The organism is Halorientalis brevis (assembly GCF_042678165.1).
In the GTDB taxonomy this organism is placed as follows: Archaea; Halobacteriota; Halobacteria; order Halobacteriales; family Haloarculaceae; genus Halorientalis; species Halorientalis brevis.
Map to the genome: position 1 here is coordinate 345,356 of NZ_JBHUDJ010000014.1, position 24,515 is coordinate 369,870.

A 24,515-nucleotide genomic window follows, 5' to 3' on the forward strand; every position below is an offset into this window, starting at 1 on the left:
AGCCGCGTACCGCCGGGACCGATCACCCGGGAGTCACGGTCGCGAGCGCCTGACCCAGTTCCCTGACCGTTCGCGCGGATCCGGCTCGGAACCGGTCGCTCGCGAGGGCAAACAGTCCGTAGTGGAGCACGACGGCACCTGCGAGGACGGCAGCGAGGGTCGACGGCGACGTGAGGTCCAGGGAGTGACTGGCGAGCCAGACGAACGCGCCGGCAGTCGCGGCGATCACCAGCTGTCGGGACAGCGTAGTCGGGCGAACGAACCGGCCGAACACGAGACGTGCCACGCCCTGGACGAGGAGCACACCGCCCAGTTCGAGCACCACGAGGACGAACACGACTCCCGCGACACCGCCGTACGTCGCTCCGAGGACGATAGCCGGACCACCGACGGTGAGCAGACCGGCGAACAGACCGAACACGTACCGGGGCTGGCCGACGCCGAGGAGAGCCGCCGACACCGGTCGCTTCAATCCCCAGAGAACCCGCGTCAGCGCCACGCCGACGAGAACGACGCCGCCGGTCGCGTACGCCGACCCGGCTGCGAGGGACATGATCTCGGGCGCGATCGGTGCGACCAGGAACAGCGTCAGGAGCGCGACGCTCGGCGTGTAATCGAGTGCGAGTTCCACGTGAGAGAGGACGTCCTCGCCAGCGGAGTGCATCGCGCTGACCTTGACCAGCAGCGGGTCGGTGATGCAGGTCGCGAGGTACGCGCCGATCATCGTCACGCGCTTTGCGGTCTCGTACACCGCGACCGACGACCCGCCGAGGACGACGCCGAGCAGGAGCGTCGGCGCCTGTCCCCAGACGTGACTCGCGATTCCGGTCGGGACGCTCCACTTCCCGAACGCGACGGCGCTGGCGAGGGAGTCACGGGACGGGAGCCGCGGAACGAGCCCGACCACCCAGTAGGTCCCGAGCGCCACCGAGAGGCGGACGCCGGCCCCGAGGAGCAACACCGTTTGCGGTGACGCGCCGCCCAGCCAGACGAGTGCGAGGACGCCGCCGAAGAACACCGTCTCGCGAACCGTCTGCGACACCATCGACGCACCCGGTTTCCCCACCGCGTCCAGGAGTCGAGTCGCCATCTCCGACTGGGTCAGCACTGCCGCGTACACCCCGAACGCCAGGACGGTCTCGCCGGTCAACGGCGTCCACGCCGTCACCACCGGTGTCGCCAGCGACAGCACGGGAACGCACACGAGCAGGTAGAGCACCGTTCCCGCCTGTGCGAGCCCGAAGAACTCGTGGCTGGGCGAGTCGATCTCACTGACGCGTTTGCGCATGATCTCGCCGAGTTCACGGGAGGGTATGATCGCAAGAATGGCAGCCGAGAGGGCAAAGAAGTACGTGCCGACGCCGTCCGCCCCGAGCGTCCGCGTGAGCAACCCGAGTGTCGCCAACTGAACCGCGATGAGAACGACGTTCGCTGCCGCTGCGATCAGTGACTCGCGTCGAATGTCCAGTTCTGCCGTGGCGGTTCCCATCGAGTAACGCCGTCTTACCCGATGCCTTGCTTAAGATTACTGTTAGTAGAGACGAAGCATCCAGCTACTAGTCACAGCTCGTCTGTAGATACGACGCACGTACAGAAGCAACCACCGAGGGCAGTAGACCCTGTCCGGACGGCCATCGGCGTTACAGTACCGAGCGGAAAGGCTACCCACGAGCAGTCGCGTCGGCCTCGAAAGCACCGGTAAGACGATCTTACACCCGGTTTCGGTAAGCCGTTTTCCGGGAGAAACGAGTCGGGACTGGAGTCACGCAGCCGCTTTCGTCCGAGCGGTTCACGACTGCGGGCCGTCACGTGTGCGTCGGTCAGACGGATTAGTCGGTGGCGGGCGGGAGTCGCAACGCGACGCTGTACATCGTTCCGACCGATTCCTGGCCGATGGTCTCCGCGATCCGATCGGCCTCCGCGGTCAGTTGCGCACCGAGTTCAGTCGGCAGGTCCGCCGCCGCGGCGCGGACCAGGTCCGCGTGTGCTGCGACGTGGCTCTCGGTCCACGGCACCGGCTCCAGCAGCGTCCGCTCCCGATCGAACGTCCAGCCGTAGCCACGAAACAGCCGTCGAAGCACTGCAGCCGGATAGAACGTCAGTGCAGGTCGCCCGTCGGCCAACTCGGTCGCGGCGTTCGCCAGCGCGAAGAGGGCACGGACGGCTGCGTCGGCTGGCAGCGGCTCGTAGTCGTCGACGACGAGATGGCATCCGGGAGCCGCGACGCGGGTCACCTCAGCCGCGACCGCTCCGAGCTCGGCGGGGGAGAGAAGATTGAACAGTCCGTGGGCGGTGACGAGATCGACCGAATCGCTCGCGAGCGGGAGCGTGCGGCAATCGGCTTCGAGCACGGCGGTTCGGTCCGCGTCCGCTCCGCCGACACGCTCCCGGACCGCGGTCGCGTGGGCACGGTCGTTCGTCACCGCGTAGACGCAACTGGCACCCGCGTCGAGGAGGCCGGCCGTCGCGTTCCCGTGGCCAGCCCCGGCTTCGAGGCAGACCGCTCCCGAAACCGGTCGATCCTCCAGCGCCGACTTCACCGTCAGCGGCACGTCCATCGCGAGACTCCCGTCCTCGGTCAGTGGTGCAGTTGTTCAGGGACCGGGCTCTGATCGTGTCGTGCCTGCTCGACGAGCGACCGCTGAGCCGGTTCGTCCATCCCGTCGTAGCGTTCGGCCGCGTCCAGAACCATCGCCACGAGTTTCGGATCGCCGGGACTGACGACGCTCGTCAGCCCCTGTGCAGCCGCGAAGTCGAACCGATCGCTGATCTCGGCGGGCGTACCGACGGGCTCGTACCAGTTGGCGTACGGACGGTCGCCCTCGGGGAGGTCGTCGGTCGAGGGCCACGGCCCCTTCGCGAACGCCTTGATGCCGAGCGTGCCCACGTTCAGTTCGTTCGCGCGTTCGAGGACGGCCTCGTAGTCGTACTCCGCGTCGTCTTTCCCGACGACGACCGGATTCATCGGGAACATCACCGTTTCGAGATCGTCGATCCGATCGAGGGCGTCGAGAATGAGTTGCGGGTTCCCGTGGCTGGTCAGGCCGATGTGGTCGATCAGCCCGTCGTCCTGCGCATCGCGGAAGGCTTCGAGCGCGCCGCCCTCGCCCGTGATGGTCTCCAGTTCGTGCTCGTACTCGAGCCCGTGGACCTGGTAGAGGTCGATCTGGTCGACGCCGAGGCGATTCAGCGACTGCTCCAGTTTGCGTTTCGCGCCGTCGTACTCTCGTTCCTGGGTCTTACAGCCGAGGAAGATATCCTCCCGGTGCTGACGGAGTTTCGGTCCGAGTTTGAGCTCCGCGTCGCCGTACATGGGGGCGACGTCGAAGTGATTGACGCCGTGGTCGAGCACGAGTTCGACCAGTTGGTTCGCGCCCTCCTGTTCGAGGTAGTCGAGCGCGATCGCACCGAAGGTCATGATCGTGCTGTCCTGACCGGTCGCACCCAGCGCACGCGTGTCCATACTCTGGCTTTACGGTCGGCGCACAAAAGCGTGTGTCCGGGCGGCTACGAGACCAACACCTTCCTGTCGGTCTGTCCCGAATTCTCGCGTGTGACAGGCTTCACCGTCGTCGTGCCGGCGTACAACGAGGCCGGACGCATCGGTCGGACAGTCGACGAACTCGTCGAGGAGTACGGGTACAGCGTCCTCGTCGTGGACGACGGGTCGAGCGACGCCACCGCCGAAGCGGCCCGCAGCGCCGGCGCTACGGTGATCGAGCAACCGACGAACAAAGGGTACATTGCCGCGCTGAAACGCGGCTTCCGGGAAGCTTCAGCGGAGATCGTCGTCACGTTCGACGCCGACGGGGAGCACCAGCCAGCGGACGTCGAGCGACTCGTCGCGCCGATCGCGAACGACGAGTTAGACCTCGTTCTCGGGGCCAGGACCACCATTCCGCGGCCCTCGGAGCGACTGCTCAATCGGTTGGCACGGCTCCGAGTCGACGTGACGGACTCCGGGACGGGATTTCGCGCGCTGCGTCGCTCGCTGGCGGTCGACCTGGAACTGGATACGGCCTGTACCTGCGGGACGCTCGTGCTGGAGGCAGCGGCGAACGGGGCGCGAATCGGCGAAGTGCACTCCGAGACGCGTTCGGTACAGAAGCCCCGAGGCATCGCCTGGAAGCACGGGCGACAGTTCTTCCACGTCCTGGCTCATCTGGTGAATACTCGGACATGGTGACTGTAACGTCGACGTTCGTCTGGATCGCGGGGTTCGCGCTCGTCGCCGCCGTCGTCAACGGCGCGGGGATCTTCACGATCTTCCGCTACCGGTCGTGGGCAGAACAGAACCTCCCGTATTTCCTGTGTTTCGCCGCGGGCGTCCTCATCTCGACGCCGTTGCTGCTCGCGTTCCCGAACGCGATCGCGAAAAGTCCCGACGCCGGCTACAGCGCCCTGGCCGGGTTCCTCTTCATGTTCTTCTCGAACAAGGTCATCACGTATCGGACCGGGGAGAAAACTCTCGCGTTCGGGGTGACCGCCGCGGAAGGAATCGGGATTCACTCCCTGGTCGACGGCGTCGTGTACACCGTCACGTTCAGCATCTCGCTGCTGACCGGGATTCTGGCAGGCATCGGACTGGTCGTCCACGAGTTCGCCGAAGGCGTCATCACGTATCTGGTCTTGCTCGAAGGGAACGTGACGGAGCGGCGGGCGGCGCTCTACGCGTTTTTCGTCGCCGCGCTGACGACGCCGATCGGAGCGTTCGTCGCCTATCCGCTGGTGAGCAGACTGGGGGACAGCGACCTGGGCCTCGTGCTCGGCTTCGTGTCCGGCGTGCTGCTCTACGTGTCCGCGGCCCACCTGCTCCCGGAGGGCCAGTCCTACGAGACGAAACACTCGACGCTTGCCTTCGTGGCCGGCGTGGTCCTGGCGCTGTTCATCGTGTTCTCGCGGACGGCATGAGAGACGGGGCCACCAGTCGAACTGTACAGCTCGGAACACCTGTCTCAGAGGACCCTGTTCCGAATCCGGACCGGCCGCACGACCCACGCGACGCCGGCGACGTCGTACCGCGTCTCCAAAATCACACCGACACGCAACCGGATACGAAGCGACTCACGACCGAACTGTTCCACGAGCGCGTGACTATCACTGGCGTACCAGGCAACTTTCTGTCCCGATTCCGTACCTTATGCGACATAATTATTAATTGTGTTAAAATGGAGTGTGAACACAATGAGCACCGACGAACCAGCTCCGGCAGAAGAGCACAGAGGTCACGAACACCACGAAGTCGAGGGGCCGGGGTATCCGACGCCGGCCGCGATGCGGACCGAGAGCGGCCGGGAGAAGACGGCCTACGTGATGGCACCACGGGTCGGCATGGAGAACGACGGTCCGGACTTCGTCGGCGTCGTCGACCTCGACCCCACCTCGGACACCTACAGCGAACTCATCACCGTGATCGAGATGCCCAACAAAGGCGACGAACTCCACCACTTCGGCTGGAACGCCTGTTCGTCGTCCTGTCACGCCGAAGGGCTCTCCCGACAGTATCTGGTCGTCCCCGGCCAGCGGTCCTCGCGCATCCACGTCATCGACGCCGAGGACCCGCGCGACCCAGAGATGGTGACAGTCATCGAACCCGAAGACGTGTTCGAGCACGACCTCTCGGCACCACACACTGTCCACTGCGTGCCGGGCGGCAAGGTCGTCATCAGCATGCTCGGCGACGCGGAGGGCGAACTCCCCGGTGGATTCCTCCAGTTAGATCAGGAGGACTTCAGTATCGACGGTCACTGGGAGGCCGACCGCGGCGACGTGGAGATGAACTACGACTACTGGTACCAGCCCCGCCACGACGTTCTCGTCTCCAGTGAGTGGGCCGCGCCGAACACGTACTATCCGGGCTTCGACCTCGAAGACGTCGAGGAGGGCAAGTACGGCAATAGCATTCACATCTGGTCGTGGGACGACCGCGAGCACGTACAGACGCTCGAATTCGGCGAGCAGGGCCAGATCCCGCTCGAAGTGCGGATGAGCCACAACCCCGAGGAGACCCAGGGGTACGTCGGGGCGGCGCTGTCTTCGAACATCATCCGCTTCTACGAAACAACCGACGGGGCGTGGGACTGGGACGTCGTCATCGACGAGGAGCCGCGCGAACACGAAGACTGGGACATGCCGGTCCCACCGCTCATTACGGACATCCTGCTCTCGCTGGACGACCAGTACCTGTTCTTCTCGAACTGGCTCCACGGTGACGTGCGGATGTACGACGTGAGCGACGCCGCCAACCCGCGACTGGTCGACCAGGTGTGGGCCGGCGGTCTCTTCGGCGACCGACAGACGGTGCAGGGCGAGGAGATCCGCGGCGCACCGCAGATGCTCCAGTTGTCCCGAGACGGGAAGCGGCTCTACTGGACGACGTCGCTGTTCTCGTCGTGGGACAATCAGTTCTTCCCGGAGATCGCCGAAGAGGGGTCGCTGATGCTCAAAGCCGACGTCTACCCCGACGAGGGGCGGATGGAACTAGACGAGGAGTTCCTCGTCGACTTCGGCGACGCGCCGGGCGGACCCGCACGCGCGCACGAGATCCGCTGGCCGGGCGGCGACTGCACGAGCGACGTCTGGCGATGAATGGCCGCCACGACGGAACCAACCCACCTCGTCGAACTCGTCTGGTCGGACGGGCGGACCGAGACGATTCGCGTCGAGAGCGGTGAAACCGTCGTCGACGCAGCGGAGCGGGCCGACGTTGCCGTTCCGTACGGCTGCCTGTACGGGGCCTGTGGCACCTGCACTGCAGAACGTCTCGACGGCGAGCTGTGCCACCAGAAGACACCACGGGCGTTGAAAGCGCGCTCGCTGGACGCCGGATACGTCCTGCCCTGTATCGCCACGCCGAAATCAGACTGCCGACTGCGCGTCGGCCACGGGATTCAGGCCGAGGTGATCGGCACCCCCTGGAAGTAAGAACACGTGTTCCGGACCCGCAAGTAACTGGCACCGATTCTTGGAACCTGTGTGCGAGCGGCGTCGGCACTACCTCTCCCGAGTAACGTACGCAAAATGTACACCCGGAACACTAACGACCGACATCATCCAGGGCTGTGTGCCCGTCTCAGTCGGGAAACCCTCGTGCCGGGTGGGAGACTCTTCAGAGTCTCCGAACACGCGAGCGGCGTCAGCCGCGAGCGTGGATCGGGTCGCGCGTCAGCGCGACCGAAACGAGTCGCGTGAGTGCGACCAGTCCTATCGGATGTCGCGCGCCCGGGTTCTCCGCGCTGTCATCGCGCCCTGGCGGGTGTGCTCGGGCGGGGACTAAAGGCACGCACGAAGTCGTAGTAACCAGCGGGAGAAAAGGGTATCGCGCTAGACCAAGTAGTCGTCTTCGCGCAGCTGGCAGAACCGACCCGACCGCAGGAAGAACTTCCGGCCCTTGTACTCGGCGAGCAGTTTGAGGCCGGTCGCGCCCGCGGTGACGGCCTTCGTCGGGCGGTAGTGCCCGCCGTCGAGCATGTCGCTGACGACGCCGAAGGTCCGATCCCACTGGGCCGGTCCCCAGTCTCGGACCATGTCCGCCAGCGAGACGTTCCGGCGGACCTCTTCGCCGATCGCGGACCGCCACTTGGCGTTGTACTTGTCGAGTCGGCCCTGGCCGGCGAGTTGGCCGGCGATCTTCCCGGTCCGGACCGCGACGTGGTCGCCGCCCTCGTGGAACGCCGAAGTCGCGCCCATGGCGCCGCCGGTCACGGCGATGCCGGCTTTCGTGGGGGATTCGATGGGGCGCGTCGACGAGATCGGGTAGGTCTCGGTCCCCTTCGCTTTCCCGCGTTCTTCGACGATCGGGAAGTCGTCGAGGTCGTATTCGGGGAACTCGCGTTCGAGCAAGCGCTCGATGTAGACCTGTCCGCGGGGAATCTCGGTGTCGTCCTCGCGCAGCAGGGCCCACTCGCTCGCGTCGTAGTCGTCGATGTCCATCCCGATGGGCATCGTCAACCCGATGCGTGCGACGTTGTCGTCGTTCGGGAAGATCCACGGGTAAGCCGTGTGCCCGGGCATGACGCCCCACCAGAACTTGATGAGTTCCGGGTCGAACAGTTCCTCCGGCACGCGACGGTGTTCCTGATAGGCGATGTGGTTGGCCTGTCGCGGCCCGAGGTACTCGCTGACGCTGTGGTCGTGGGGCATGAACTGGTCCAGAACGCCCGTCGTGATGGTCCGCTGCGGGCCGTCCGCGAGGATGAGATAGGTCGCCTCGACGTCCTCGCCATCCGCGAGTGCGACGCGATGCGAGTGGCCGCCGGTCATGTCCGTTTCGACGTCGGTGACGCTGACGCCGACGCGGAACTCCGCCCCGGCGTCCTCGGCGCGCTCGCGGAGCCAGTCGTCGAACTTCGCGCGATGGAAGGCAAAGCCGAAGTCGGGATAGCGAGCGGAGACGCCGGTGCTGCGGATGGTGATGTCCTCGTTCGGCCCGAGGAACTGGGCCCCGTCGAGTTTGCTGAGAATGATGTCGTCCGGGATCTCGGAGGGGCGAATGTCCATGATGTCCACCCAGTAATCGAGCATGCCGGCTGCGTCGGTCGAATCCGGTCCGAGTCCGTCGCGATCAGCACGCGGAACGCCCTTCTCGAATACGACTGTGTCGGCACCCTGGGCGGCAGCCTCCCGGGCCGCGGACGACCCGGCCGGGCCGCCGCCGACGATGGCCACGTCCACCTGTTCCATACCGATACCCCGCAGTGCTGGTGTTAAAGTCCTGCCATTCCGGGTAGCGACTGCAAACGAGGGCGGCGCCCGTTTCGGTCAGTGCCCCGCGATGGTGTCACATGTCGGACAGCCTGGCGTACCTTTTTGCCGACGGGGGCCGCGGACACGGGCATGCAAAGCGGAACGGGCCGCCCCGGGGGGAACGACCAGTGACGGACAGCCTCGAGATCGTGGTACTGGGTGAGAAGTTCCACGGGCTCCCGCCCGGGGAGTACGCGGCGGCGCTGCGAGAGCAGTTGCCCGACCACCAGGTTCGCGTCGCCAAAACGCCCGACCGAGCGCGAGCACTCCTGGAGACCGCCGACGTCGCGACCGGGTCGGACATCGACCCGTCGATGCTGGACGCCGCAGAAGACCTGCGATTGTTCGCCTGCGCATACGCCGGCTACGGGCACCTCCCGCTCGACGAGCTTCGGGACCACGACGTCGCCGTGACGACCGCGTCGGGAGTCCACGGCCCGAACGTAGCCGAACAGGTGCTGGGGTACTGTCTCACGTTCGCCCGCCGTCTCGACGAGGGGTGGCGTCGGAAGCAACGGCGAGAATGGCGTTCCTATCCGACCAGCGACTTCGCCGGAAGCACGGTCGGCATCGTCGGCCTCGGTGCCATCGGTCAGGCCATCGTGGACCGTCTGGACGGGTTCGACGTCGACACGATCGGGGTCCGTCACTCCCCGGAGAAAGGTGGACCGACCGACAAGGTCCTCGGGTACGGCGACATCCACGAAGCGCTGGCGCGCTCGGAGTACCTCGTCCTCTGTTGTCCACTGACGATCGACACGAGAGGCCTCATCGACGAGACGGCGTTGCAGACGCTCCCCACCGACGCCGTCGTCGTCAACGTCGCCCGTGGCGAGATCGTCGACACCGACGCGCTGGTCTCGGCGCTCCGTCACAACCGCATCCGCGGTGCCGCGCTCGACGTGACCGACCCGGAACCGCTCCCGGAGGACCACCCGCTCTGGGGGTTCGAGAACGTCCAGATCACGCCGCACAACGCCGGCTTTACCCCGGCGTATCACGATCGACTGGCAGCAGTCGTCGCAGAGAACGTGGACCGCATCGTCGAGACCGGCGAGTACGAGGGACTCCGGAACCAAGTCACGTGAGCATCGGGGGACAGACCGACCCTGCCGACCGCCAGAAAACAGCACGGGGCGACGGGAACTCAGTCGTCCAGCGGTTCGATCAGTTCGACGACGTGGCCGTCGGGGTCCTTGATGAACGCCGTGCGAGCGCCGGCGGCGGGCTGGTCGGCCGGCTCCTTCTCGACGCCGTGGTTGTCGATCTCTTCGAAGGCTGCGTCGACGTCGTCGACCTTGAGGGCGAGGTGGTCCCAGCCGGTGCCGAAGTCGAACTCGTCGTCGCCCTCGGTGTCCGAGAGCTGGATCTCGACGCCGTTGCCGTCGGCCACGTAGACGTTGCGCGTCTCGCCGTCCTCGCTGGTGAACTCCCAGGAGCGCTCGAAGTCGAGCTGGTCGACGTACCAGTCGGCGAGTTCGTCCGCGTCCGAGACGTTCATGCAGGTGTGCAGAATGTCCATTGCGGGCGACTGTCAGACGGTCGGCCGCTTAAATCACCTGCATCGGCTCGCGGCGGGATAGCCGACGAAGATTCATTCACACCCCGACCGAAGCACGCCTGTCCGCGATGAGCGAGATCGAGTTGTTTCTCCGGAACGTCGTCGTGCTCTTTGCGGTCGCGTTCGCCGTGCGCCTGGTCGTCGACTGGGCAGGGCAGCTCTCGTACACCGGGCTGCTCGTCGCGGTCGGACTCGGCATCTCGATCACGGACGTTCCCCTGGGGATTCGCCTCAGTTCCGACGTCATCCTCGTCGGGTTCGTCCCGGCCATCGTCTTCGACGGCGCACTGGGGATTTCGATCCGCGACATGACCGAGGACATCGTCCCGATCCTGCTGCTGACTGTCGTCGGCCTCCCGATCGCCATCGGGTTGCTCGCCGCCGTCGGGACGCTCGGCTGGGGGTTCCCCCCGCTGATCGCGGTCCTGTTCGCGACGATCGTGTTGCCGACGGACCCCGCCGCGGTGCTGTCGGTGTTCGAAGAACAGGACGTCGCGACCGACCTCTCAGTGATGGTCGAAGGGGAGAGTCTCCTCAACGACGGCGTCGCCATCGCCATCTTCTCGACGGTCCTCACGACCCACCAGGCGTCTGCGACGCCACAGCAGGCGTTCGCGCAGTTGACCACGCCGTCCGGTCTGGCGACGGTCGGAATCACAGTGCTGGTGGTCGGCGGCGGGGGCGTCCTCTTCGGACTGCTCGTCGGGACGATCGGGCACGCGGTCGAGCGGCGTCTCACCGACCGGTCGGGCGTCGTTCTCCTCACGGTCATCGTCGCCTACGGCGGGTTTCTCGTCGCCGAGGAACTCCTCGGCGTCAGCGGCGTGCTCGCCGTCGTCGGCGCAGGACTCGTGATGGTCCCACACGAGTCGTCTCGGGGGGGCATCGACGCCCAGGAGACGTTCGTGGAGTACAGCTGGGAGTTCACGGCGTTTCTGGCCAGTACGCTGCTGTACCTGCTCATCGGCTCGCAGGTCGAACCCAGCCAGTTCCTCCGGTACTGGCACCTCGTCGTCGGTGCGGCCGTGCTCGTCGTCGCCGTCCGCGGCCTGACGGTGTATCCGCTCGTCGCCGTCTCGAACCGCGTCAGTTCGAGTCCAGTCACGCGGTCCTGGCAACATCTCATGGTGTGGGGCGGGTTCCACACCGTCGTCCCGGTCGCACTGGCGTTGTCGCTCCCGCCGGCCTTCCCGTACCGCGACGAGATTCAGGCGACTGTCTTCGGGGTCGCCATCTTCGGAACGGTGATCCAGGGACTGCTGATGCCCGCCGTCATCCGGACGATCGGCGTCGGTTCGGAGTGACTGAGGGCGAACCCGCATTTTCACGAACCGAGAACGCCGTCCCCTCCTTTTCGTGTCTCCGACGGAACGTTCGCGCATGGGTCTCTCGTCGCAGGACGCGTTCGCCGAGTGGGACGACGAACGGTACAGCGTGGACATCGACCGGTTCGACGAGCAGCACAAGCGGCTGTTCGGGCTGCTGAACGACCTGCACACGGCGATGGACGAGGGACACTCAGAGGAGAAAGTCGGCGACATCCTCCGGGAACTCGAACGGTACACCGAGTACCACTTCGGTGACGAGGAAGAGTTCATGCAGGATTGTGGCTACGCCATGGACTGTGCCGACTGCTTCTACAACCACCGGGAGATGCACGAGGAGTTCGCCGACCGGGTGAGCGAACTCCGCGAGAAACACGAGAACGGCGAGCACATCACGGTGGAAGTGCTCCAGTTCGTCCGCGACTGGCTGGACTCACACATCGGCGCCAGCGACGTCGACCAGAGCTACGGCGAGTACTACCGCGAGGAGATCGAGGACTACGAGTACAGCCCCGGCCAGTTGAAGCGCGACCGACGGACCGCGAGGGACGACGCCACCGACGCGAGTGACGAGGACCGCTCGGACGCCGAGTTCGACGTCACGGTCGCAGGCGACGTGTACCAGGGCGGCGACCTCTCCATTCCGGACGGGCCGATGGCGGCCTGGTTCGACGGACTCGTCGAGCGATACGGGGAGCGAACGGCAGCTCTCCTCCCCCGGGACGGCCAGTACGTCGAGCGGACCTTCGCGGACCTCGACGAGCGAGCGCGAGCGGTCGCCGCCGGGCTCCTCGACGCGGGGTTCGCGCCCGGCGATCGCCTCGCCGTCCAGGCGGCCAGCCAGTACGAGTGGTCGGTCGTCGATCTGGCCTGTCAGATGGCGGGTCTCGTCTCGGTCCCGCTCTATCAGTGGTTCGACCCGGAACGGGCCGTCGACGTCGTCGAGGCGGCCGACGTCGCGGGACTCGTCTCCGATCCGGAGACCCCAGTCGCGGTCGAGGAAGCCGTCGACTCGGTGATCCAGATCGAGGAGCTGCCGACTGCAGCGGCACGGACGCTGCCCGGGTTCGAGGCCGACGCCGACGACGTTGCGACGATCGTCTACGACGCCGCAGAGACCGACGAACAGTCCGGGTGTGAGCTCACGCACCGCAACCTCCTCACGGCCGTGGCATCCCTGACCGAGTCGTTGCCACTCGACCCGGGGGCGACGGGAACCTGTATCCTCCCGCTCGCCCACGTCTACCAGCGCGTCGCGACGTACTACCTCTGGGAGGCAGGCGGTGGCGTCGCGTACGTGGGGACCGACGACGTGGTGAGCGAACTCACCGAGATCCAACCGACCGTCCTGATCGGAACCCCCCAGGTCTACCAGGAACTCTACGGCGAGTTCCAGGACCGCATCGGCGATCTCGGCTGGATGAAGCGCAAACTCGCGGGACGGGTCGCGTCCTACGGGCGCGGCATGCTGGACGGGAGCGGGACGCCGCTGAAGTACTCGGCCGCAAAGCGGCTGGTGTTCGGTCCGCTCCGCGAGGCGGTCGGCCTCGGGGATCTCGAGTACGCCCTCGCCAGCGTCGGCAGCCTCGACGACCACCTCCAGTACTTCTTCCGCGGCTTCGGCGTCCCCGTGAGCGAACTGTACGGGCCGGTCGAATCGGCGGGCGTGGCGACGCTGAACCACGGCGACTCGTTCCAGATCGACAGCGTCGGGCGGCCGATGCCCGGAACCGAACTCGCCCGCTCCGAGGAGGGAACGGTGTTGGTTCGCGGCCCGAACGTCACGGCGGGGTGCCTGGACGAGCAGGCCACGAAGCGGAGCCTCCACGACGGCTGGTTGCACACCGGCGACGCAGGCGAGTTCGACGCCGACGGGGCGCTCCGCCTCGACGGGCGGTAAGCAGCGAGCGTCGACGCAGCCGAGCCGACCCGCGGCAGTGCCGGGCCACTTCGAAGGGTCTCAGTCGTGACTCACCCGTTGCCGGACTCAACGGTGATGGTTCCGTGGGACCCGCTCCCGTTCGCGGTGATCCCGTGGACGTACGTTCCCGGCTCGACCCCGGCGGTGTCGATTCGAAGCGACGTCGTCACCTCCTCGTCGCTCTCCAGTGCGAGCGATTTGCGGGCCAACACGTCCCCGTCGAGTCTGTATTCGAGGACCTGCTCGTCGTCGAACTGGTTGTAGTTTTTCACCTCGGCGTCGATGACGAACTCCTCGCCGGCAGTCACGGTGTCCGGATAATCGATGTTGTCGACGTCGTACCCTTTGTAGAACGTTACCGGTGACATGTCCCCGTGAGCGCCGACCAGAACGCCGGTGTAGTACCCGCCGGTTTCGAGACCGATGCCCATGGTGTTTTGCTCGAACCGAATCGTCGTCGACTCGTCGGGATCGAGCGTCACCGCCCGTTCCTGGTAGCGCTCCCCGGCGAGTATGTACTGGGCGGTTCGGGTCGTCGGCTCTTGCCCGAGATTCGCGATCGTGGCCTCGACAGCGATCGTGTCACCCATCTTCAACTGCCCGGGCGCCGAGATGTTCGTCACTGCGAACTGCCCGTTCGCCTGCCGACCGGCAGCATCCAATCCGCTGCCCGACTGCTTCGCTCCGGCTTTCCGCTCGGACTGCTGTCGGTCGTCGATCGAGCCGTTCGCTTGCTGGACGCCGTCGACGGGGTCACGGGCCGGGGTCCCCGTCGCGTTCGTCGCGGGTTGCTGGTTCAGAAAATACATGCCACCCACCGTCGCGACGACGACGACGGCCAGGAGAACTGCGTACGATTTCCTCGACATCGGTTCACCACGTCCACGACCAGTCTGATAAATAGAAGCGCACATCTGTGACGGAAGCGCTACGGTACCCTGACAATAGACGTGGCTTATCCGACGAGGAGCCCACAGGCTGATCGACGACCGTCGGATCGGACGCGGAACCGGTCATGATTCCTTCGGTGCGCACACGGCAGGTAAGACGCAACTCAGGAGTTCAGTATCTCCAGCTTATCGGGGACGCGGACGTCGATCTGCGCCAACGCACCTTCGAAAAGGAACGACAACAGCGAGGTGGGAGTACCGTCCCGGCGTTCAGAGGTAGCCTTCTTCGAGCAGCAGTTCGCCGTTCAGCAGGCTGGCGCCGGCCGCGCCGCGCATCGTGTTGTGGGCGAGACAGTTGAACTGCACGCCGTCGGTCGTCTCGCGGAACCCACCGACCGAGACCTGCATCCCGTCGTCGCGCATCCGGTCGAGGCGCGGCTGCGGGCGGTCGGGCTCCTCGAAGACGTGGATGAGCTGGTCGGGCGAGGTCGGGAGGTCGATGCTCTCGTACTCGCGCATGGCTTCGGCGGCGTCCTCGGTCGTGATGTCTTCCTCGGTGTCGGCCCAGACGTTCTCCAGGTGGCCGTCCAGCGTCGGGATGCGGTTACAGGAGGCGGCGACGTCGGCGTCGTGCCACTGGACCTCGGCGCCGTCGAACTCGCCCAGGAGCTTCTGGCTCTCGGTCTCCATCTTCTGCTCCTCGCCGCCGATGTGCGGGATGGCGTTGTCGATGATCTCCATCGAGGTGACGCCGTCGTAGCCCGCGCCGGAGACGGCCTGGAGCGTCGAGACGCGCACGTCGGTCAGTCCGAACGCCTCGTCGAGCGCCGCCAGCGGCGGGACCATCGTGATGGTCGAGCAGTTCGGGTTCTTGATCATGGCGCCGTCCCAGCCGCGCTCGTCGCGCTGGACCTCGATGAGGCCGAGGTGGTCCGGGTTGACCTCCGGGATGGTGAGCGGGATGTCGTCGTCGGTCCGGAAGTTCGAGGAGTTCGAGGACATGACGTACCCGTCTTCCACGAACGCCGGTTCGACGTCTTCGCCGACGCTGGACGGCAGCGAGGAAAAGAGGAGGTCGACGTCGTCGGGGACCTCGTCGGGGTCCGTTGCGACGACGGTCATCTCGGCGACGTCGTCCGGGATGGGGGTTTCGACGCGCCACTTGGCCGCCTCGCGGTAAGATTTGCCCGCGCTGGACGAACTCGCGGTCAGGGCCGCGAGCTCGAAGTCCGGGTGCGGGTCGATCATCTGGATGAGTCGCTGTCCGACTGCGCCGGTGGCGCCGAGAACGCCTACGCGTACTGTCATTGGTACTCGGTCAGTCTGTGTCCCCCATGCAAAACGGTTTGGATACGTGCTGAGTTCGCCGTACAGTGGGGTGACACGTTCCCGTCGCTCGGCGGGTCGGAGAACGAAGAAGAGAGATTCCTCGTCGGTTCAGGCCGGGATCTGCGCGCCTTCTTTGCGAGTGATGTAGCCGGCGATGCGGTTGCGAACGCCCTTGGACTCGATGTTGGTCAGTTCCTCGACGACGTCCTTGTTGTGCTCGAAGTCGTGACCGAAGGCGTCGGGGTAGCGCTCCATCAGAATCGTCCCGGTCTTCTTGACGTATGCGGGTTTGATTGCCATGTGCTTTGTTTCTCCCGGTGACGGTGAAAAAGGGTTCGGATTTCACCAGTCGAACGGGAGGTCCGCATCGACCGATTCCCGCAGCCGTTCGAACGCCGCTCGCTCTCGCTCCCCACCGCACTTCTCGACGACCTCCGCGAAGTACGCCAACCGATCGAGCAGCGTCTCGCGGTCGTAGGACGGCACGTCCAGCCGCGAGGCCGCCACGGTCGCCTCGACGACGGCGTAGTACCCACGATTCGTGGTCGGCACCGTCCGGTGTTCGACGGCCGTCTCAGTTGGGCTGAGCGCCCACTCGACCCACTGGGTGCCACCTCGCCGCCCTTCGTCCAGGCGGTCCACCTCGACGCGCGCCCAGGCGTCGGCGCTATCGAGGACAGGCTCGGCTTCCTCGCGGGTCGTCAGTGCGGCCTCGACGAAATCCAGGGGATCGGTGGTAAACTGGACGTAGCCACCGCCGCGCTCCGTGAAGTTCCGCCAGGTTCGGGTTCGGCCCCAGGTGCGTGCCGTGACCCGCTGGTCGCCGTCCTCGGGCGCGTGCAGTCCCAGCGCCGCGACGTTCCACAGCTCGTTCGGTCCCAGCGTCGTCACGACCGACTCCGTGACGCCGCGGAGAGCGACCGGCCACGCCGCCGATTCGTCCTCAGACATCCAGCTTCGCCTCCGGATCGCGGTCGAATCGGCGACGGAGCGCACTCCCGAGCGCACCGAACAACGCACCGGGCAGCGCGTAGCCGACTGCAGTTCCCATCAGGCCCAGCAACAGGAAGTGCGCCGGCGCGTCGGCGCGCAAGAAGAGTGCGCCCTGCGCGAGCGTCGTCCCGACGAAGACGGCCCGGAAGCCGGTGTCGGCGCTCCGGCGGAGCGAACCACCGTCGAGCCACCCGGCGACGAGCGCGCCGGCGAGCAGTCCGAGCGCTCCCGGACGGAGGACGGTCGTCAGCGACGCCGAGCGCTCGATGCCGGTCGCCAGCGCGACGACTGCGTACCCCAGCACGGCGACTGTCACGCCGGCGCCGATGGCCAGCGTCCCGCCCTCGTCGGTCATCCGGAGTCTGTCGTCGTCGGTCACACGTCGAGTCCTCGTTCGAGTGCAACGAAGAGCGCCGCGGCGGTAAGGTCTGCGGTCGTCCCGGGGTTGACGTCTTCGGCGACGAACTCGTCGGCCAGCGTCCACGGGTCGGTGTCCCCCTCGAGGGCCGCGGACGCCCGCTCCGTTGCCTCCTCGGCGGTCGCCCGATCGTGCTGGATCGCGACGAACGTGTCCTGCTCCGCGGCGAGCAGTTCGAGGAAAACTCGCGCCGCCCGGTCGGCCACTGATCCGTCCAGCGCGAGCAGGCGGTCGGCCGCGTGGAAGGTCCGCTCGAACTCGCCGGTCCACTCCCGGGCGATCCCGTCCACCTCCGCACTCCGCTCCATGACGTCGTACAGCGTCAGTTGTCGCTCCCTGAGGGCGGGCACCGCTCCTGAGCCGCGACGGACGTCCAGGGGTTCGAGCCCATCGGGCGGGTCGTCGACGGCGACGCTCACGTGCTCGAACGCTCGGTAGAAGTCCGCCGCGTCGTCGACGGTCGTCGCAGCGGCGATTTCACCAGCGCGTTCGCGGGTCAGGTCACCGGTCGCGGCCGCTTGCACGAGCGGAACGAGCGCGAGGAGCGCCCCGAACTGCGTGTTGCCCCCGGACTGTCGACTCATCCCGGCGACCGCGCGCTCGAAGGCGCGACCCAGTCGCTCGCCGTCGGCGGCCAGTCGGAGTCCCGGTCGCGCGCCGACCGCGCCGACCACGAAGTGCTCGAACCGCAGGTCGTCGTACTCGTGGGCGCGATCGACGTTGCCCGGTTTCGGCGTCCCGGTCACCTCCAGCAGGAGCGCGAGTTCGGCGTTCTGGACGACGGTCCGCTCGGGCGGCGCCGCCGGCGCGTCCGAGTCGTCGGTCACGCTTCGCCCTCCGCGGCGAACCACTCGGTGGTCGCGTTCCGCACTCGGCGGAGCACGGCGGGATCGTCGCTCGGCCGGCCGACGCTGACCGCGTCGGCGCCGTGTTCCAGGTACTCGCGGACGCTCTCGCGGTCGCGGACCTCGTTGTTGGCGACGACGAAGCAGTCGGTGGCCGCGACCACGTCCGCGACGACTGCCTCCGAATCCATCGCGTCGACGTGGAGCACGTCCGCGCCCGCAGCGTCGAGCCGTCGTGCCGTCTCGGGCAGGTCCACGCCGTCGACTTCGGTCCGGACCTTCACGCTCACCGTCGCGCCGGTGTCGGCAGCCGTCCGGACCTGCTCACAGAGACGATCCGCGTCCCGGAGCAGCGATTCGCCGGCGCCGGCTGCGCACATCTCGTCCTGCCGGCAGTGCGCGTTGACCTCCAGGATCGCACCCCGCTCGCGACACACCTGGGCAGCCTCCCGGAGCGGGTCGAGGGCGGTCGTCCGAACGTTGAATCCCGGCTGGAGGTCCGCGTCGGCCACCGTCGCGAGCTGGCGGTCGATGAACGCGACGGGATCGTCGGGCAAGAACTCCTCGCGGTCGCGGGCGACGAGTTCGCGGGCGGCCGCGCGGGTGGGTTCGTCGAGGGCGATCCCGCCAAGGATAGCAGCCCCCGCGTAGTCCGCGCCGGCGCGGGCCCACTCGGCGTCGGACTCGCCGCTGAGACTCGCGAGGACGACGCGGGGCTGGACGTCGAGCGTCATCGGACTGCCTCCAGCGCGTCCCTCGTGGCGCGAGCGACGCGCGCCGCGTCGGCCTCGGTGTCGAGCGTCGTGTCGGTCCGCACCACCGGGCTGTCGAGGTCGGTGCCGTCCGCGTCGTCGAGGACGAACGCGTCGGCGAAGTCGTAGGCGTCAGCGACGCCCGCCGTCGAGGGGTCGTAGCCCACGGCGTCCATGAGTTTCGCGGCGGGGCCGGAGAAGACCTGGTCCTCGACGAACGGCGAGACGGCGACGACCGGCGTCTCGCGGAGCGCGTCTTCGATGCCGTCCACGGCGAGCAGTGGCCCGATGCTCGTGACGGGATTCGAGGGGCCGACGACGACCGGGTCTTCGAGCGCGGTCAGAACGGCGTCGGTCGCAGTCGCATCGGCAGCTCCCCGGAACTCCACGTCCTCGACAGTCGGCTCGCCGCCGCGGCCGACCCAGAACTCCTGGAAGTGCATCGGCCCCTCGGGCGTGTGGACGATGCTCGCGACGGGGTCGTCGCTCATCGGCAGGAGCGTCCAGGGTACGTCGAAGGCGTCGGCGAGCGTGCGCGTGACCTCGGTGAGCGAGTGACCTTCGTCGAGCAGGCTCGTCCGCGTGAGGTGGACCGCGCGGTCGCGGTCGCCGATGTGCATGAACTCCGCGACGCCGGAGAACCGCCGCCACCGGGCGATCCGCCGGCCGTCGGTCTGGCGGTCTTCGGGGAGGTATCGCGGGCCGCTCTCCAGGCCGGCCGCCTCGGCGAGCCGGTGGAGCTCCTCGGTGGTCGTCGCCGGGTCGTCGGCGATCCCCCACCAGGTCTCGCGGTCGAGGACGTCGCCGCCGAGAAAGAGGACGGTATCGACGTCGGGGCAGACGAGTAGCCCCCCGAGTTCGACGTCGTCGCCGGTGTTCCCGACGACGGTCGTCTCGGCTGGCGGGAACACGTCGTCGGCGCCCCGGAGGAGTTTCGGCGTCCCGGTTCCACCGGAGAGAAACGTCACCATACTCCTGGCTCTGGAAGCGTCGGGCTAAACGCTTTCGTCACCGGAGGTGTTATTCCGTGGCGTTGCGCGCCTCGGACAGCCACTCCGGTTCCGCGACGGTCGTCGAGCCCACGTCAGTGTACCCGAGTGAGAGGTGGTAACTGAGCGCGTCGCCGTTCGCGTTCGTTCCCGTGGCGTGGTAGTCGAACGAGCGAACGATGCCCCGCCGATCGATCGCGACAGTCACCGAGATCGAGCCGAGGTTCTGCGCCGGGAACACCTTCGTATCGTGGGTCTGTCGGTCGACCTGGCTGAGATCGGTCACGGTGTAGGTGTCGACAGTCACGCCGTCGACGGACGACGTGCCGGCCGCCGAGAAGTTCAGTCCAGAGAGGTGCCCCCGCAGCGGCGGTTCGAGGTAGGGAGTCGCGTTCGCCGTGGCCCCGCCCTTGACGCGGTACGCCGTGTCCTGCGAGGACCACAGGCGCTGATACATCGTTCCGTTCCCGTCGACGTACGTATCCCGTCGCGGCTGGAGGGCGATCCGCTCGTGGGTGAAGATGCGGTCGGTCGTCAAATTGGTCGGCCCCGTCACGTTCTTGTAGTTGACGATGCCGCTCTCGTTGCCAGTCAGTCTGACAGTCGCGTTCTGGTGGTAGGTGAAAGACCCTGCGTCGGTCAGCGCAGCGCTGTTCGCATCGAGCACGGTACTACTGTTCAGCGGGAGATCGTGGACCGGGGTCTCGGATCCGGCCGTCGCGTTGGTCGTCGGCGTCTCGGTCGAATCGGCGCCGAGAAAGCCGGCACACCCACTCAGTGCTGTCAGCGCGGCGAGCACGAGTAGTGCGACAGTGCGTCGGTTCATCAGTGGGGTGAATCCGGCGGGACGGCTTGAAAGAACCGGACTCGAATCAGCAGGTGCCAGATGGTCGTCAGGGACGTGCGGGGCCTTTTGTACCGTCGGTTCGAAGCCGGGCGCAATGAAGAGCATCAAGGACAGTGTGCACGACCACATCGAGGTGACGGGCGTCGCCCAGGACCTGGTCGATACCCCCACCGTCCAGCGGCTCCGGCACGTCCGCCAACTCGGGACCGTCACACTCGTCTATCCATCTGCGAACCACACCCGCTTCGAGCACAGCCTCGGCGTCTATCATCTCGCTAACGAGGCGCTCGGCCACCTCGGCATCGAAGGCCAGCAGGCCGAACGGGTCCGCGCCGCCGCGCTCCTCCACGACGTGGGCCACGCGCCGTTCAGCCACAACATCGAGGACGTCGTCCACCGTCACACCGGGAAGTGGCACGACGACGTCCACGAACTCTTGGAGAAGGGCGACGTCGCTCGCGTCCTGGCCGACCACGGGCTCAACCCCGACCAGATCGCCGACCTCGTGGCCGGCGACGGCAAGCTCGGTCAGCTCGTCTCCGGCGAACTCGACGTCGACCGCATGGACTACCTCGTTCGCGACGCCCACCACACCGGCGTCCCCTACGGCACCATCGACCACGAACGGCTCGTCCGCGCGCTGCAGTTCGTCGACGGTAAACTCGTCTTACAGGAGGGCAACGTCCAGACCGCCGAGAGCCTCCTGGTGGCGCGGGCGCTGATGACGCCGACCGTCTACGGCCACCACACCGCGCGCATCTCGAAGACGATGCTCCGGCGTGCGAGCGAGCGGCTGCTCGAAGCGTCGGACGCGAGCGCGGAGGAACTGCGCCGGATGGACGACCACGACCTCATCGTGAGCCTCCGGACCTGCGGGGAGACACAGGAGATGGCCCGCCGGCTCACGTACCGCGACCTCTACAAGCGGGCCGTCTGGGCCGAGATGCCCGACGTGCCCGAGGCGCTCCTCGAACGCGACCACGAGGGCATTCGCGAGGACGAGCGTGCCATCGCGGACGAGGCAGAGGTCGATCCTTCCGAAGTCATCATCGACGTGCCCGGCAAGCCAGAGATCAAAGAGTCGACCAGCCGCGTGCTCGTCAACGGCGACGTGCGTCCGCTGGGCGACCAGTCCACGCTGGTGGGCGCGCTGCGAGCCGTCCAGCACGACCAGTGGCGACTCGGCGTCTACGCCCCGGCGGCGGTCAGCGAACGCGTCGGCCACGCCGCCAGCCGCGTGCTGGGCCTCGACATCGACGGCGCACTCGTCAACGAGACCCGCCCCGGCCTCCACACGACGCTCGACGACTTCCAGGGGGAGCCATGATCCTGGAAGGCACAGTCCTCAGGGGGCCGGAGTTCGAGCCGATCGAGGGGCGCGTCGTCGTCGAGGACGGCGAGATCACCGCGTTGGAAGAGACGACCGCGCGGAGTAACGACGTCATCCTCCCGGCGTTCGTCAACGCCCACACCCACATCGGGGACTCCATTGCCAAGGAAGCCGGCGAGGGGCTCGACCTGGACGAACTGGTCGCGCCACCGGACGGCCTCAAACACCAGTTGCTCCGCGCAGCGAGCCGCGACGAGATGGTCGCGGGGATGCGTCACTCGCTGGAGTACATGGAACAGAGCGGCACCGCGGCCTGCATCGAGTTCCGCGAGGGCGGCGTCGAGGGCGTCGACGCCATCCGAGATGCGGCCGCACCGCTGGACGTCGAGCCGGTCGTCCTCGGCCGCGAGACCGTCGACGCGATGGAAGCGAGCGACGGGTTCGGCGCGAGCGGTGCCCGCGACGGGGAGTTCGGTCGCGAGCGCAACGCGACGCGGGACGCCGGCAAGCTGTTCGGGATTCACGCGGGCGAGCGCGACAGTCACGACGTGAACCCGGCGCTGGACCTGGACCCGGACTTCCTCGTCCACATGGTCAATACCGAGCCGCTCCACCTGGAGCGGGTCGCCGACAACGAGGTTCCCATCGTGATCTGTCCGCGGTCGAACCTCGTGACGAACGTCGGGTTCCCGGACGTGGCCGAACTCGCCGAGCACACCACCGTCGCGCTCGGGACGGACAACGTCATGCTAAACAGCCCCTCGATGTTCCGCGAGATGGAGTTCACCGCCAAACTCGGCGACGTGTCGGCCAGAGAGGTCCTGAAGATGGCGACCCACCACGGTGCGAAGATCGCCGACCTGAACTGCGGCGTCGTCGAGCCGGGTCGAGACGCGAAGCTGCTGGTCCTCGACGGGGACTCGCACAACCTCGTCGGCGCACAGAACGTCGTTCGCGCGGTCGTCCGCCGTGCGGGCGTCAGCGACGTCAAGGACGTCGTCCTGGAGAAGTCGGCCTGATCGCCGGCGGTCCCCGGGGAACAGTTAAGCCGCCCGGCGCCCACTATGCTAGTTGGTACCAATGTACAAGCGCATTCTCCTGCCGACGGACGGGTCGGCGGGGATGAACCGCGTCATCGACCACGCGGCGGACCTGGCCGCCGAACACGACGCGCTGATTCACGCCCTGTACGTGGTCGATTCGACGAGTTTCACCAGTCTCCCGATGGAGACGTCCTGGGAGGGGATCGCGGACCTGCTTCACGAGGAGGGACAGGAAGCACTCAACGAGGTCGAGCAGGTCGTCGGCGACCGAGCGCAGGTCGAAGGAATCGTTGCGGAGGGGTCGCCGAGTGCTGAGATCGTCAGCCACGCCCGCGACGACGACTGTGATCTCGTCGTCATGGGAACCCACGGGCGCGGCGGCCTCGATCGTCTACTCCTGGGTAGCGTGGCCGAGCGCGTGGTCCGGACCTCGGACGTGCCGGTGCTGACCGTCAGAGTGACCGAGCCACCCCTGTCGCTCGAAGGCAGGTAGCAGGGTCGCTCGTTCCGAACGTTCACTCGGGTCGCAGGTGCTCGCAATCTCCGGCCGTCACCCGGACCGTCCCCTCGTCGGTGTCGACGATGAGCGAGCCCGGAAACTCCACGTCGACCGCCTCACCGACGACCTCGCCGCCCGGCGTCTCGACGCGGACTCGTTGGCCGAGCGTCGACGAGAGCTCTCGCCAGGCAGGTACTATCTGATCCGGGTTGGAACGGAGTGCGTCGAACTCCTCGAGGACGCGCTGCGTGAACACCCGGCGGTCGACGTCTCCGACCTGTTCGCGGAGACTCGTCGCTTCGGGGACCAGGTCTGTTGTGTCCACGTTGGCGTTGATCCCCGTTCCCACGATCACCCACGACACGCGGTCAGCCTCGCCTTCCATCTCCGTGAGGATGCCGACGAGTTTCTCGCCGTCAACCAAGCCGTCGTCAGGCCCCGTCTGACGGGCTCTCGTTTCCGCGGGGACGAGAACGTCGTTCGGCCACTTGATCCCCGCGTCGACGCCAGCCTCCCGCGCTGCCCTGGTCACGGCGACGGCCGCCGCCAGCGTGAAGATCGGCGTCTGTGCCGGGGGCGTCTCGGGACGAAACAGGATCGAGAGCCAGATGCCGCCGCTCGGCGAGGCGAACTCGCGGTCCAGGCGTCCCCTGCCCCCGGTCTGTTCGTCGGCGAGCACGACCACGTCTGACTCGCCGTCGGCAGCGAGCTCCCGTGCACGACTGTTCGTACTCGGAATCGTGTCGTGATATTCGACCGAAAACGGTGCTTCCAGTCCGAACTCGACGGCCGGCCCGCCGAACTCCGGAACCGCCGTCAGTTCGTAGCCGTCGTCGCCGCTCTCGACGGTGAAGCCGTCCTCTCGAAGCGCCTCGACGTGCTTCCAGACCGCAGCCCGCGAGATGTCGAGCCGGTCGGCGAGGTCGGGGCCCGAAACCGGGCCGTCTGCCAGTGCGTCGAGGACGCGATGGCGCGTCTCCTGCATAGCGGAGCCTCGGGCGGCTTGCAGGTAAGTGATGCTGTCGACC

The 24,515-nt window shown here is 67.0% G+C and carries 25 protein-coding genes; 10 read left to right on the top strand and 15 right to left on the bottom strand.

Annotation, left to right across the window (positions count from 1 at the left end; translation table 11 throughout):
• Positions 1-22 precede the first annotated feature (22 nt).
• The 3 genes from ACFR9U_RS18285 to ACFR9U_RS18295 all read right to left on the bottom strand — a co-directional run bounded on the left by ACFR9U_RS18285 (position 23) and on the right by ACFR9U_RS18295 (position 3,463).
• On the bottom strand, positions 23-1,489 hold the full coding sequence (locus tag ACFR9U_RS18285; protein WP_247378582.1) for an oligosaccharide flippase family protein: 1,467 nt from the start codon (positions 1,487-1,489) through the stop codon (positions 23-25).
• Between the two features lie 340 nt (positions 1,490-1,829).
• A complete protein-coding gene (locus tag ACFR9U_RS18290) occupies positions 1,830-2,558 on the bottom strand; it encodes a class I SAM-dependent methyltransferase (RefSeq protein WP_247378583.1) in 729 nt (242 codons plus the stop codon).
• A 20-nt stretch (positions 2,559-2,578) separates the two neighbouring features.
• Positions 2,579-3,463, bottom strand: a complete 885-nt coding sequence (locus ACFR9U_RS18295) for an aldo/keto reductase (protein WP_247378584.1) — start codon at positions 3,461-3,463, stop codon at positions 2,579-2,581.
• Between the two features lie 90 nt (positions 3,464-3,553).
• Here ACFR9U_RS18295 and ACFR9U_RS18300 point away from each other — a divergent pair, with 90 nt between their 5' ends.
• The 4 genes from ACFR9U_RS18300 to ACFR9U_RS18315 all read left to right on the top strand — a co-directional run bounded on the left by ACFR9U_RS18300 (position 3,554) and on the right by ACFR9U_RS18315 (position 6,924).
• Entirely contained in the window at positions 3,554-4,186 is a 633-nt protein-coding gene (locus ACFR9U_RS18300; protein ID WP_247378585.1) for a glycosyltransferase family 2 protein, read from the top strand.
• Positions 4,180-4,911 (top strand): ZIP family metal transporter, encoded by a 732-nt coding sequence (locus ACFR9U_RS18305; RefSeq protein WP_247378586.1) that lies wholly within the window; start codon positions 4,180-4,182, stop codon positions 4,909-4,911. Before ACFR9U_RS18300 ends, ACFR9U_RS18305 begins: the two co-directional genes overlap by 7 nt.
• A gap of 273 nt (positions 4,912-5,184) precedes the next feature.
• Positions 5,185-6,588, top strand: a complete 1,404-nt coding sequence (locus ACFR9U_RS18310) for a selenium-binding family protein (RefSeq protein ID WP_247378587.1) — start codon at positions 5,185-5,187, stop codon at positions 6,586-6,588.
• Positions 6,589-6,924, top strand: a complete 336-nt coding sequence (locus tag ACFR9U_RS18315) for a 2Fe-2S iron-sulfur cluster-binding protein (protein WP_247378588.1) — start codon at positions 6,589-6,591, stop codon at positions 6,922-6,924. It begins immediately after the preceding gene.
• Between the two features lie 399 nt (positions 6,925-7,323).
• Here the strand turns inward: ACFR9U_RS18315 and ACFR9U_RS18320 are convergent, their stop codons facing one another.
• On the bottom strand, positions 7,324-8,682 hold the full coding sequence (locus ACFR9U_RS18320; protein WP_247378589.1) for an NAD(P)/FAD-dependent oxidoreductase: 1,359 nt from the start codon (positions 8,680-8,682) through the stop codon (positions 7,324-7,326).
• A 191-nt stretch (positions 8,683-8,873) separates the two neighbouring features.
• On the opposite strand from ACFR9U_RS18320, the gene ACFR9U_RS18325 reads away from it, so the two are divergent.
• A complete protein-coding gene (locus tag ACFR9U_RS18325; RefSeq protein WP_247378590.1) occupies positions 8,874-9,833 on the top strand; it encodes a D-2-hydroxyacid dehydrogenase in 960 nt (319 codons plus the stop codon).
• A gap of 59 nt (positions 9,834-9,892) precedes the next feature.
• Here the strand turns inward: ACFR9U_RS18325 and ACFR9U_RS18330 are convergent, their stop codons facing one another.
• Positions 9,893-10,267: a VOC family protein gene (locus ACFR9U_RS18330; RefSeq protein WP_247378591.1), complete on the bottom strand. Its 375-nt coding sequence runs from the start codon at positions 10,265-10,267 to the stop codon at positions 9,893-9,895.
• A gap of 107 nt (positions 10,268-10,374) precedes the next feature.
• Between ACFR9U_RS18330 and ACFR9U_RS18335 the strand changes: the two genes are divergently transcribed.
• Both ACFR9U_RS18335 and ACFR9U_RS18340 read left to right on the top strand, forming a co-directional pair.
• A complete protein-coding gene (locus ACFR9U_RS18335; RefSeq protein WP_247378592.1) occupies positions 10,375-11,610 on the top strand; it encodes a cation:proton antiporter in 1,236 nt (411 codons plus the stop codon).
• 76 nt (positions 11,611-11,686) lie between these two features.
• Positions 11,687-13,531, top strand: a complete 1,845-nt coding sequence (locus tag ACFR9U_RS18340; RefSeq protein ID WP_247378593.1) for a bacteriohemerythrin — start codon at positions 11,687-11,689, stop codon at positions 13,529-13,531.
• Between the two features lie 71 nt (positions 13,532-13,602).
• Here the strand turns inward: ACFR9U_RS18340 and ACFR9U_RS18345 are convergent, their stop codons facing one another.
• The 9 genes from ACFR9U_RS18345 to ACFR9U_RS18385 all read right to left on the bottom strand — a co-directional run bounded on the left by ACFR9U_RS18345 (position 13,603) and on the right by ACFR9U_RS18385 (position 20,594).
• Positions 13,603-14,421: a hypothetical protein gene (locus ACFR9U_RS18345; protein WP_247378594.1), complete on the bottom strand. Its 819-nt coding sequence runs from the start codon at positions 14,419-14,421 to the stop codon at positions 13,603-13,605.
• A 291-nt stretch (positions 14,422-14,712) separates the two neighbouring features.
• Positions 14,713-15,750, bottom strand: coding sequence for an aspartate-semialdehyde dehydrogenase (asd, locus tag ACFR9U_RS18350; protein ID WP_247378595.1), 1,038 nt, complete (start codon positions 15,748-15,750; stop codon positions 14,713-14,715).
• A gap of 129 nt (positions 15,751-15,879) precedes the next feature.
• A complete protein-coding gene (locus ACFR9U_RS18355; RefSeq protein ID WP_247378596.1) occupies positions 15,880-16,071 on the bottom strand; it encodes a 30S ribosomal protein S17e in 192 nt (63 codons plus the stop codon).
• A 42-nt stretch (positions 16,072-16,113) separates the two neighbouring features.
• Entirely contained in the window at positions 16,114-16,722 is a 609-nt protein-coding gene (locus ACFR9U_RS18360) for a DUF447 domain-containing protein (protein WP_247378597.1), read from the bottom strand.
• A complete protein-coding gene (locus tag ACFR9U_RS18365) occupies positions 16,715-17,143 on the bottom strand; it encodes a hypothetical protein (protein ID WP_247378598.1) in 429 nt (142 codons plus the stop codon). The genes ACFR9U_RS18360 and ACFR9U_RS18365 overlap by 8 nt, the downstream gene beginning before the upstream one ends.
• Entirely contained in the window at positions 17,140-18,009 is an 870-nt protein-coding gene (locus ACFR9U_RS18370) for a triphosphoribosyl-dephospho-CoA synthase (protein WP_247378599.1), read from the bottom strand. Before ACFR9U_RS18370 ends, ACFR9U_RS18365 begins: the two co-directional genes overlap by 4 nt.
• Positions 18,006-18,761 carry a tRNA-dihydrouridine synthase gene (locus ACFR9U_RS18375; RefSeq protein WP_247378600.1) on the bottom strand — a complete coding sequence of 252 codons (756 nt, stop codon included), beginning with the start codon at positions 18,759-18,761 and terminating at the stop codon, positions 18,006-18,008. Before ACFR9U_RS18375 ends, ACFR9U_RS18370 begins: the two co-directional genes overlap by 4 nt.
• Positions 18,758-19,750, bottom strand: coding sequence for a 2-phospho-L-lactate transferase (gene cofD, locus ACFR9U_RS18380; RefSeq protein WP_247378601.1), 993 nt, complete (start codon positions 19,748-19,750; stop codon positions 18,758-18,760). The genes ACFR9U_RS18375 and cofD overlap by 4 nt, the downstream gene beginning before the upstream one ends.
• Before the next feature lie 49 nt (positions 19,751-19,799).
• The gene (locus tag ACFR9U_RS18385; protein WP_247378602.1) at positions 19,800-20,594 is read right to left on the bottom strand and encodes a DUF7537 family lipoprotein; all 795 of its coding nucleotides are present in this window, start codon (positions 20,592-20,594) and stop codon (positions 19,800-19,802) included.
• Between the two features lie 115 nt (positions 20,595-20,709).
• Between ACFR9U_RS18385 and ACFR9U_RS18390 the strand changes: the two genes are divergently transcribed.
• The 3 genes from ACFR9U_RS18390 (at position 20,710) to ACFR9U_RS18400 (ending at position 23,481) form a co-directional block, all read left to right on the top strand.
• The gene (locus tag ACFR9U_RS18390; RefSeq protein WP_247378603.1) at positions 20,710-21,942 is read left to right on the top strand and encodes an HD domain-containing protein; all 1,233 of its coding nucleotides are present in this window, start codon (positions 20,710-20,712) and stop codon (positions 21,940-21,942) included.
• Complete coding sequence (locus ACFR9U_RS18395; RefSeq protein ID WP_247378604.1) at positions 21,939-22,964, top strand: amidohydrolase family protein; 1,026 nt, start codon at positions 21,939-21,941, stop codon at positions 22,962-22,964. The genes ACFR9U_RS18390 and ACFR9U_RS18395 overlap by 4 nt, the downstream gene beginning before the upstream one ends.
• 61 nt (positions 22,965-23,025) lie before the next feature.
• On the top strand, positions 23,026-23,481 hold the full coding sequence (locus ACFR9U_RS18400) for a universal stress protein (protein WP_247379033.1): 456 nt from the start codon (positions 23,026-23,028) through the stop codon (positions 23,479-23,481).
• 22 nt (positions 23,482-23,503) lie between these two features.
• Here the strand turns inward: ACFR9U_RS18400 and ACFR9U_RS18405 are convergent, their stop codons facing one another.
• Positions 23,504-24,472 carry a biotin--[acetyl-CoA-carboxylase] ligase gene (locus ACFR9U_RS18405; protein ID WP_247378605.1) on the bottom strand — a complete coding sequence of 323 codons (969 nt, stop codon included), beginning with the start codon at positions 24,470-24,472 and terminating at the stop codon, positions 23,504-23,506.
• Between the last annotated feature and the right edge of the window lie 43 nt (positions 24,473-24,515).

What these genes read in the sequence shown, in the direction of transcription:
- ACFR9U_RS18285 (WP_247378582.1), bottom strand. Translation starts at nt 1,489, where the DNA reads ATGGGAACCGCCACGGCAGAACTGGACATTCGACGCGAGTCACTGATC.
- ACFR9U_RS18290 (WP_247378583.1), bottom strand. Translation starts at nt 2,558, where the DNA reads ATGGACGTGCCGCTGACGGTGAAGTCGGCGCTGGAGGATCGACCGGTT.
- ACFR9U_RS18295 (WP_247378584.1), bottom strand. Translation starts at nt 3,463, where the DNA reads ATGGACACGCGTGCGCTGGGTGCGACCGGTCAGGACAGCACGATCATG.
- ACFR9U_RS18305 (WP_247378586.1), top strand. Translation starts at nt 4,180, where the DNA reads ATGGTGACTGTAACGTCGACGTTCGTCTGGATCGCGGGGTTCGCGCTC.
- ACFR9U_RS18310 (WP_247378587.1), top strand. Translation starts at nt 5,185, where the DNA reads ATGAGCACCGACGAACCAGCTCCGGCAGAAGAGCACAGAGGTCACGAA.
- ACFR9U_RS18315 (WP_247378588.1), top strand. Translation starts at nt 6,589, where the DNA reads ATGGCCGCCACGACGGAACCAACCCACCTCGTCGAACTCGTCTGGTCG.
- ACFR9U_RS18320 (WP_247378589.1), bottom strand. Translation starts at nt 8,682, where the DNA reads ATGGAACAGGTGGACGTGGCCATCGTCGGCGGCGGCCCGGCCGGGTCG.
- ACFR9U_RS18330 (WP_247378591.1), bottom strand. Translation starts at nt 10,267, where the DNA reads ATGGACATTCTGCACACCTGCATGAACGTCTCGGACGCGGACGAACTC.
- ACFR9U_RS18335 (WP_247378592.1), top strand. Translation starts at nt 10,375, where the DNA reads ATGAGCGAGATCGAGTTGTTTCTCCGGAACGTCGTCGTGCTCTTTGCG.
- ACFR9U_RS18340 (WP_247378593.1), top strand. Translation starts at nt 11,687, where the DNA reads ATGGGTCTCTCGTCGCAGGACGCGTTCGCCGAGTGGGACGACGAACGG.
- ACFR9U_RS18345 (WP_247378594.1), bottom strand. Translation starts at nt 14,421, where the DNA reads ATGTCGAGGAAATCGTACGCAGTTCTCCTGGCCGTCGTCGTCGTCGCG.
- asd (WP_247378595.1), bottom strand. Translation starts at nt 15,750, where the DNA reads ATGACAGTACGCGTAGGCGTTCTCGGCGCCACCGGCGCAGTCGGACAG.
- ACFR9U_RS18355 (WP_247378596.1), bottom strand. Translation starts at nt 16,071, where the DNA reads ATGGCAATCAAACCCGCATACGTCAAGAAGACCGGGACGATTCTGATG.
- ACFR9U_RS18360 (WP_247378597.1), bottom strand. Translation starts at nt 16,722, where the DNA reads ATGTCTGAGGACGAATCGGCGGCGTGGCCGGTCGCTCTCCGCGGCGTC.
- ACFR9U_RS18375 (WP_247378600.1), bottom strand. Translation starts at nt 18,761, where the DNA reads ATGACGCTCGACGTCCAGCCCCGCGTCGTCCTCGCGAGTCTCAGCGGC.
- cofD (WP_247378601.1), bottom strand. Translation starts at nt 19,750, where the DNA reads ATGGTGACGTTTCTCTCCGGTGGAACCGGGACGCCGAAACTCCTCCGG.
- ACFR9U_RS18385 (WP_247378602.1), bottom strand. Translation starts at nt 20,594, where the DNA reads ATGAACCGACGCACTGTCGCACTACTCGTGCTCGCCGCGCTGACAGCA.
- ACFR9U_RS18390 (WP_247378603.1), top strand. Translation starts at nt 20,710, where the DNA reads ATGAAGAGCATCAAGGACAGTGTGCACGACCACATCGAGGTGACGGGC.
- ACFR9U_RS18395 (WP_247378604.1), top strand. Translation starts at nt 21,939, where the DNA reads ATGATCCTGGAAGGCACAGTCCTCAGGGGGCCGGAGTTCGAGCCGATC.
- ACFR9U_RS18400 (WP_247379033.1), top strand. Translation starts at nt 23,026, where the DNA reads ATGTACAAGCGCATTCTCCTGCCGACGGACGGGTCGGCGGGGATGAAC.
- ACFR9U_RS18405 (WP_247378605.1), bottom strand. Translation starts at nt 24,472, where the DNA reads ATGCAGGAGACGCGCCATCGCGTCCTCGACGCACTGGCAGACGGCCCG.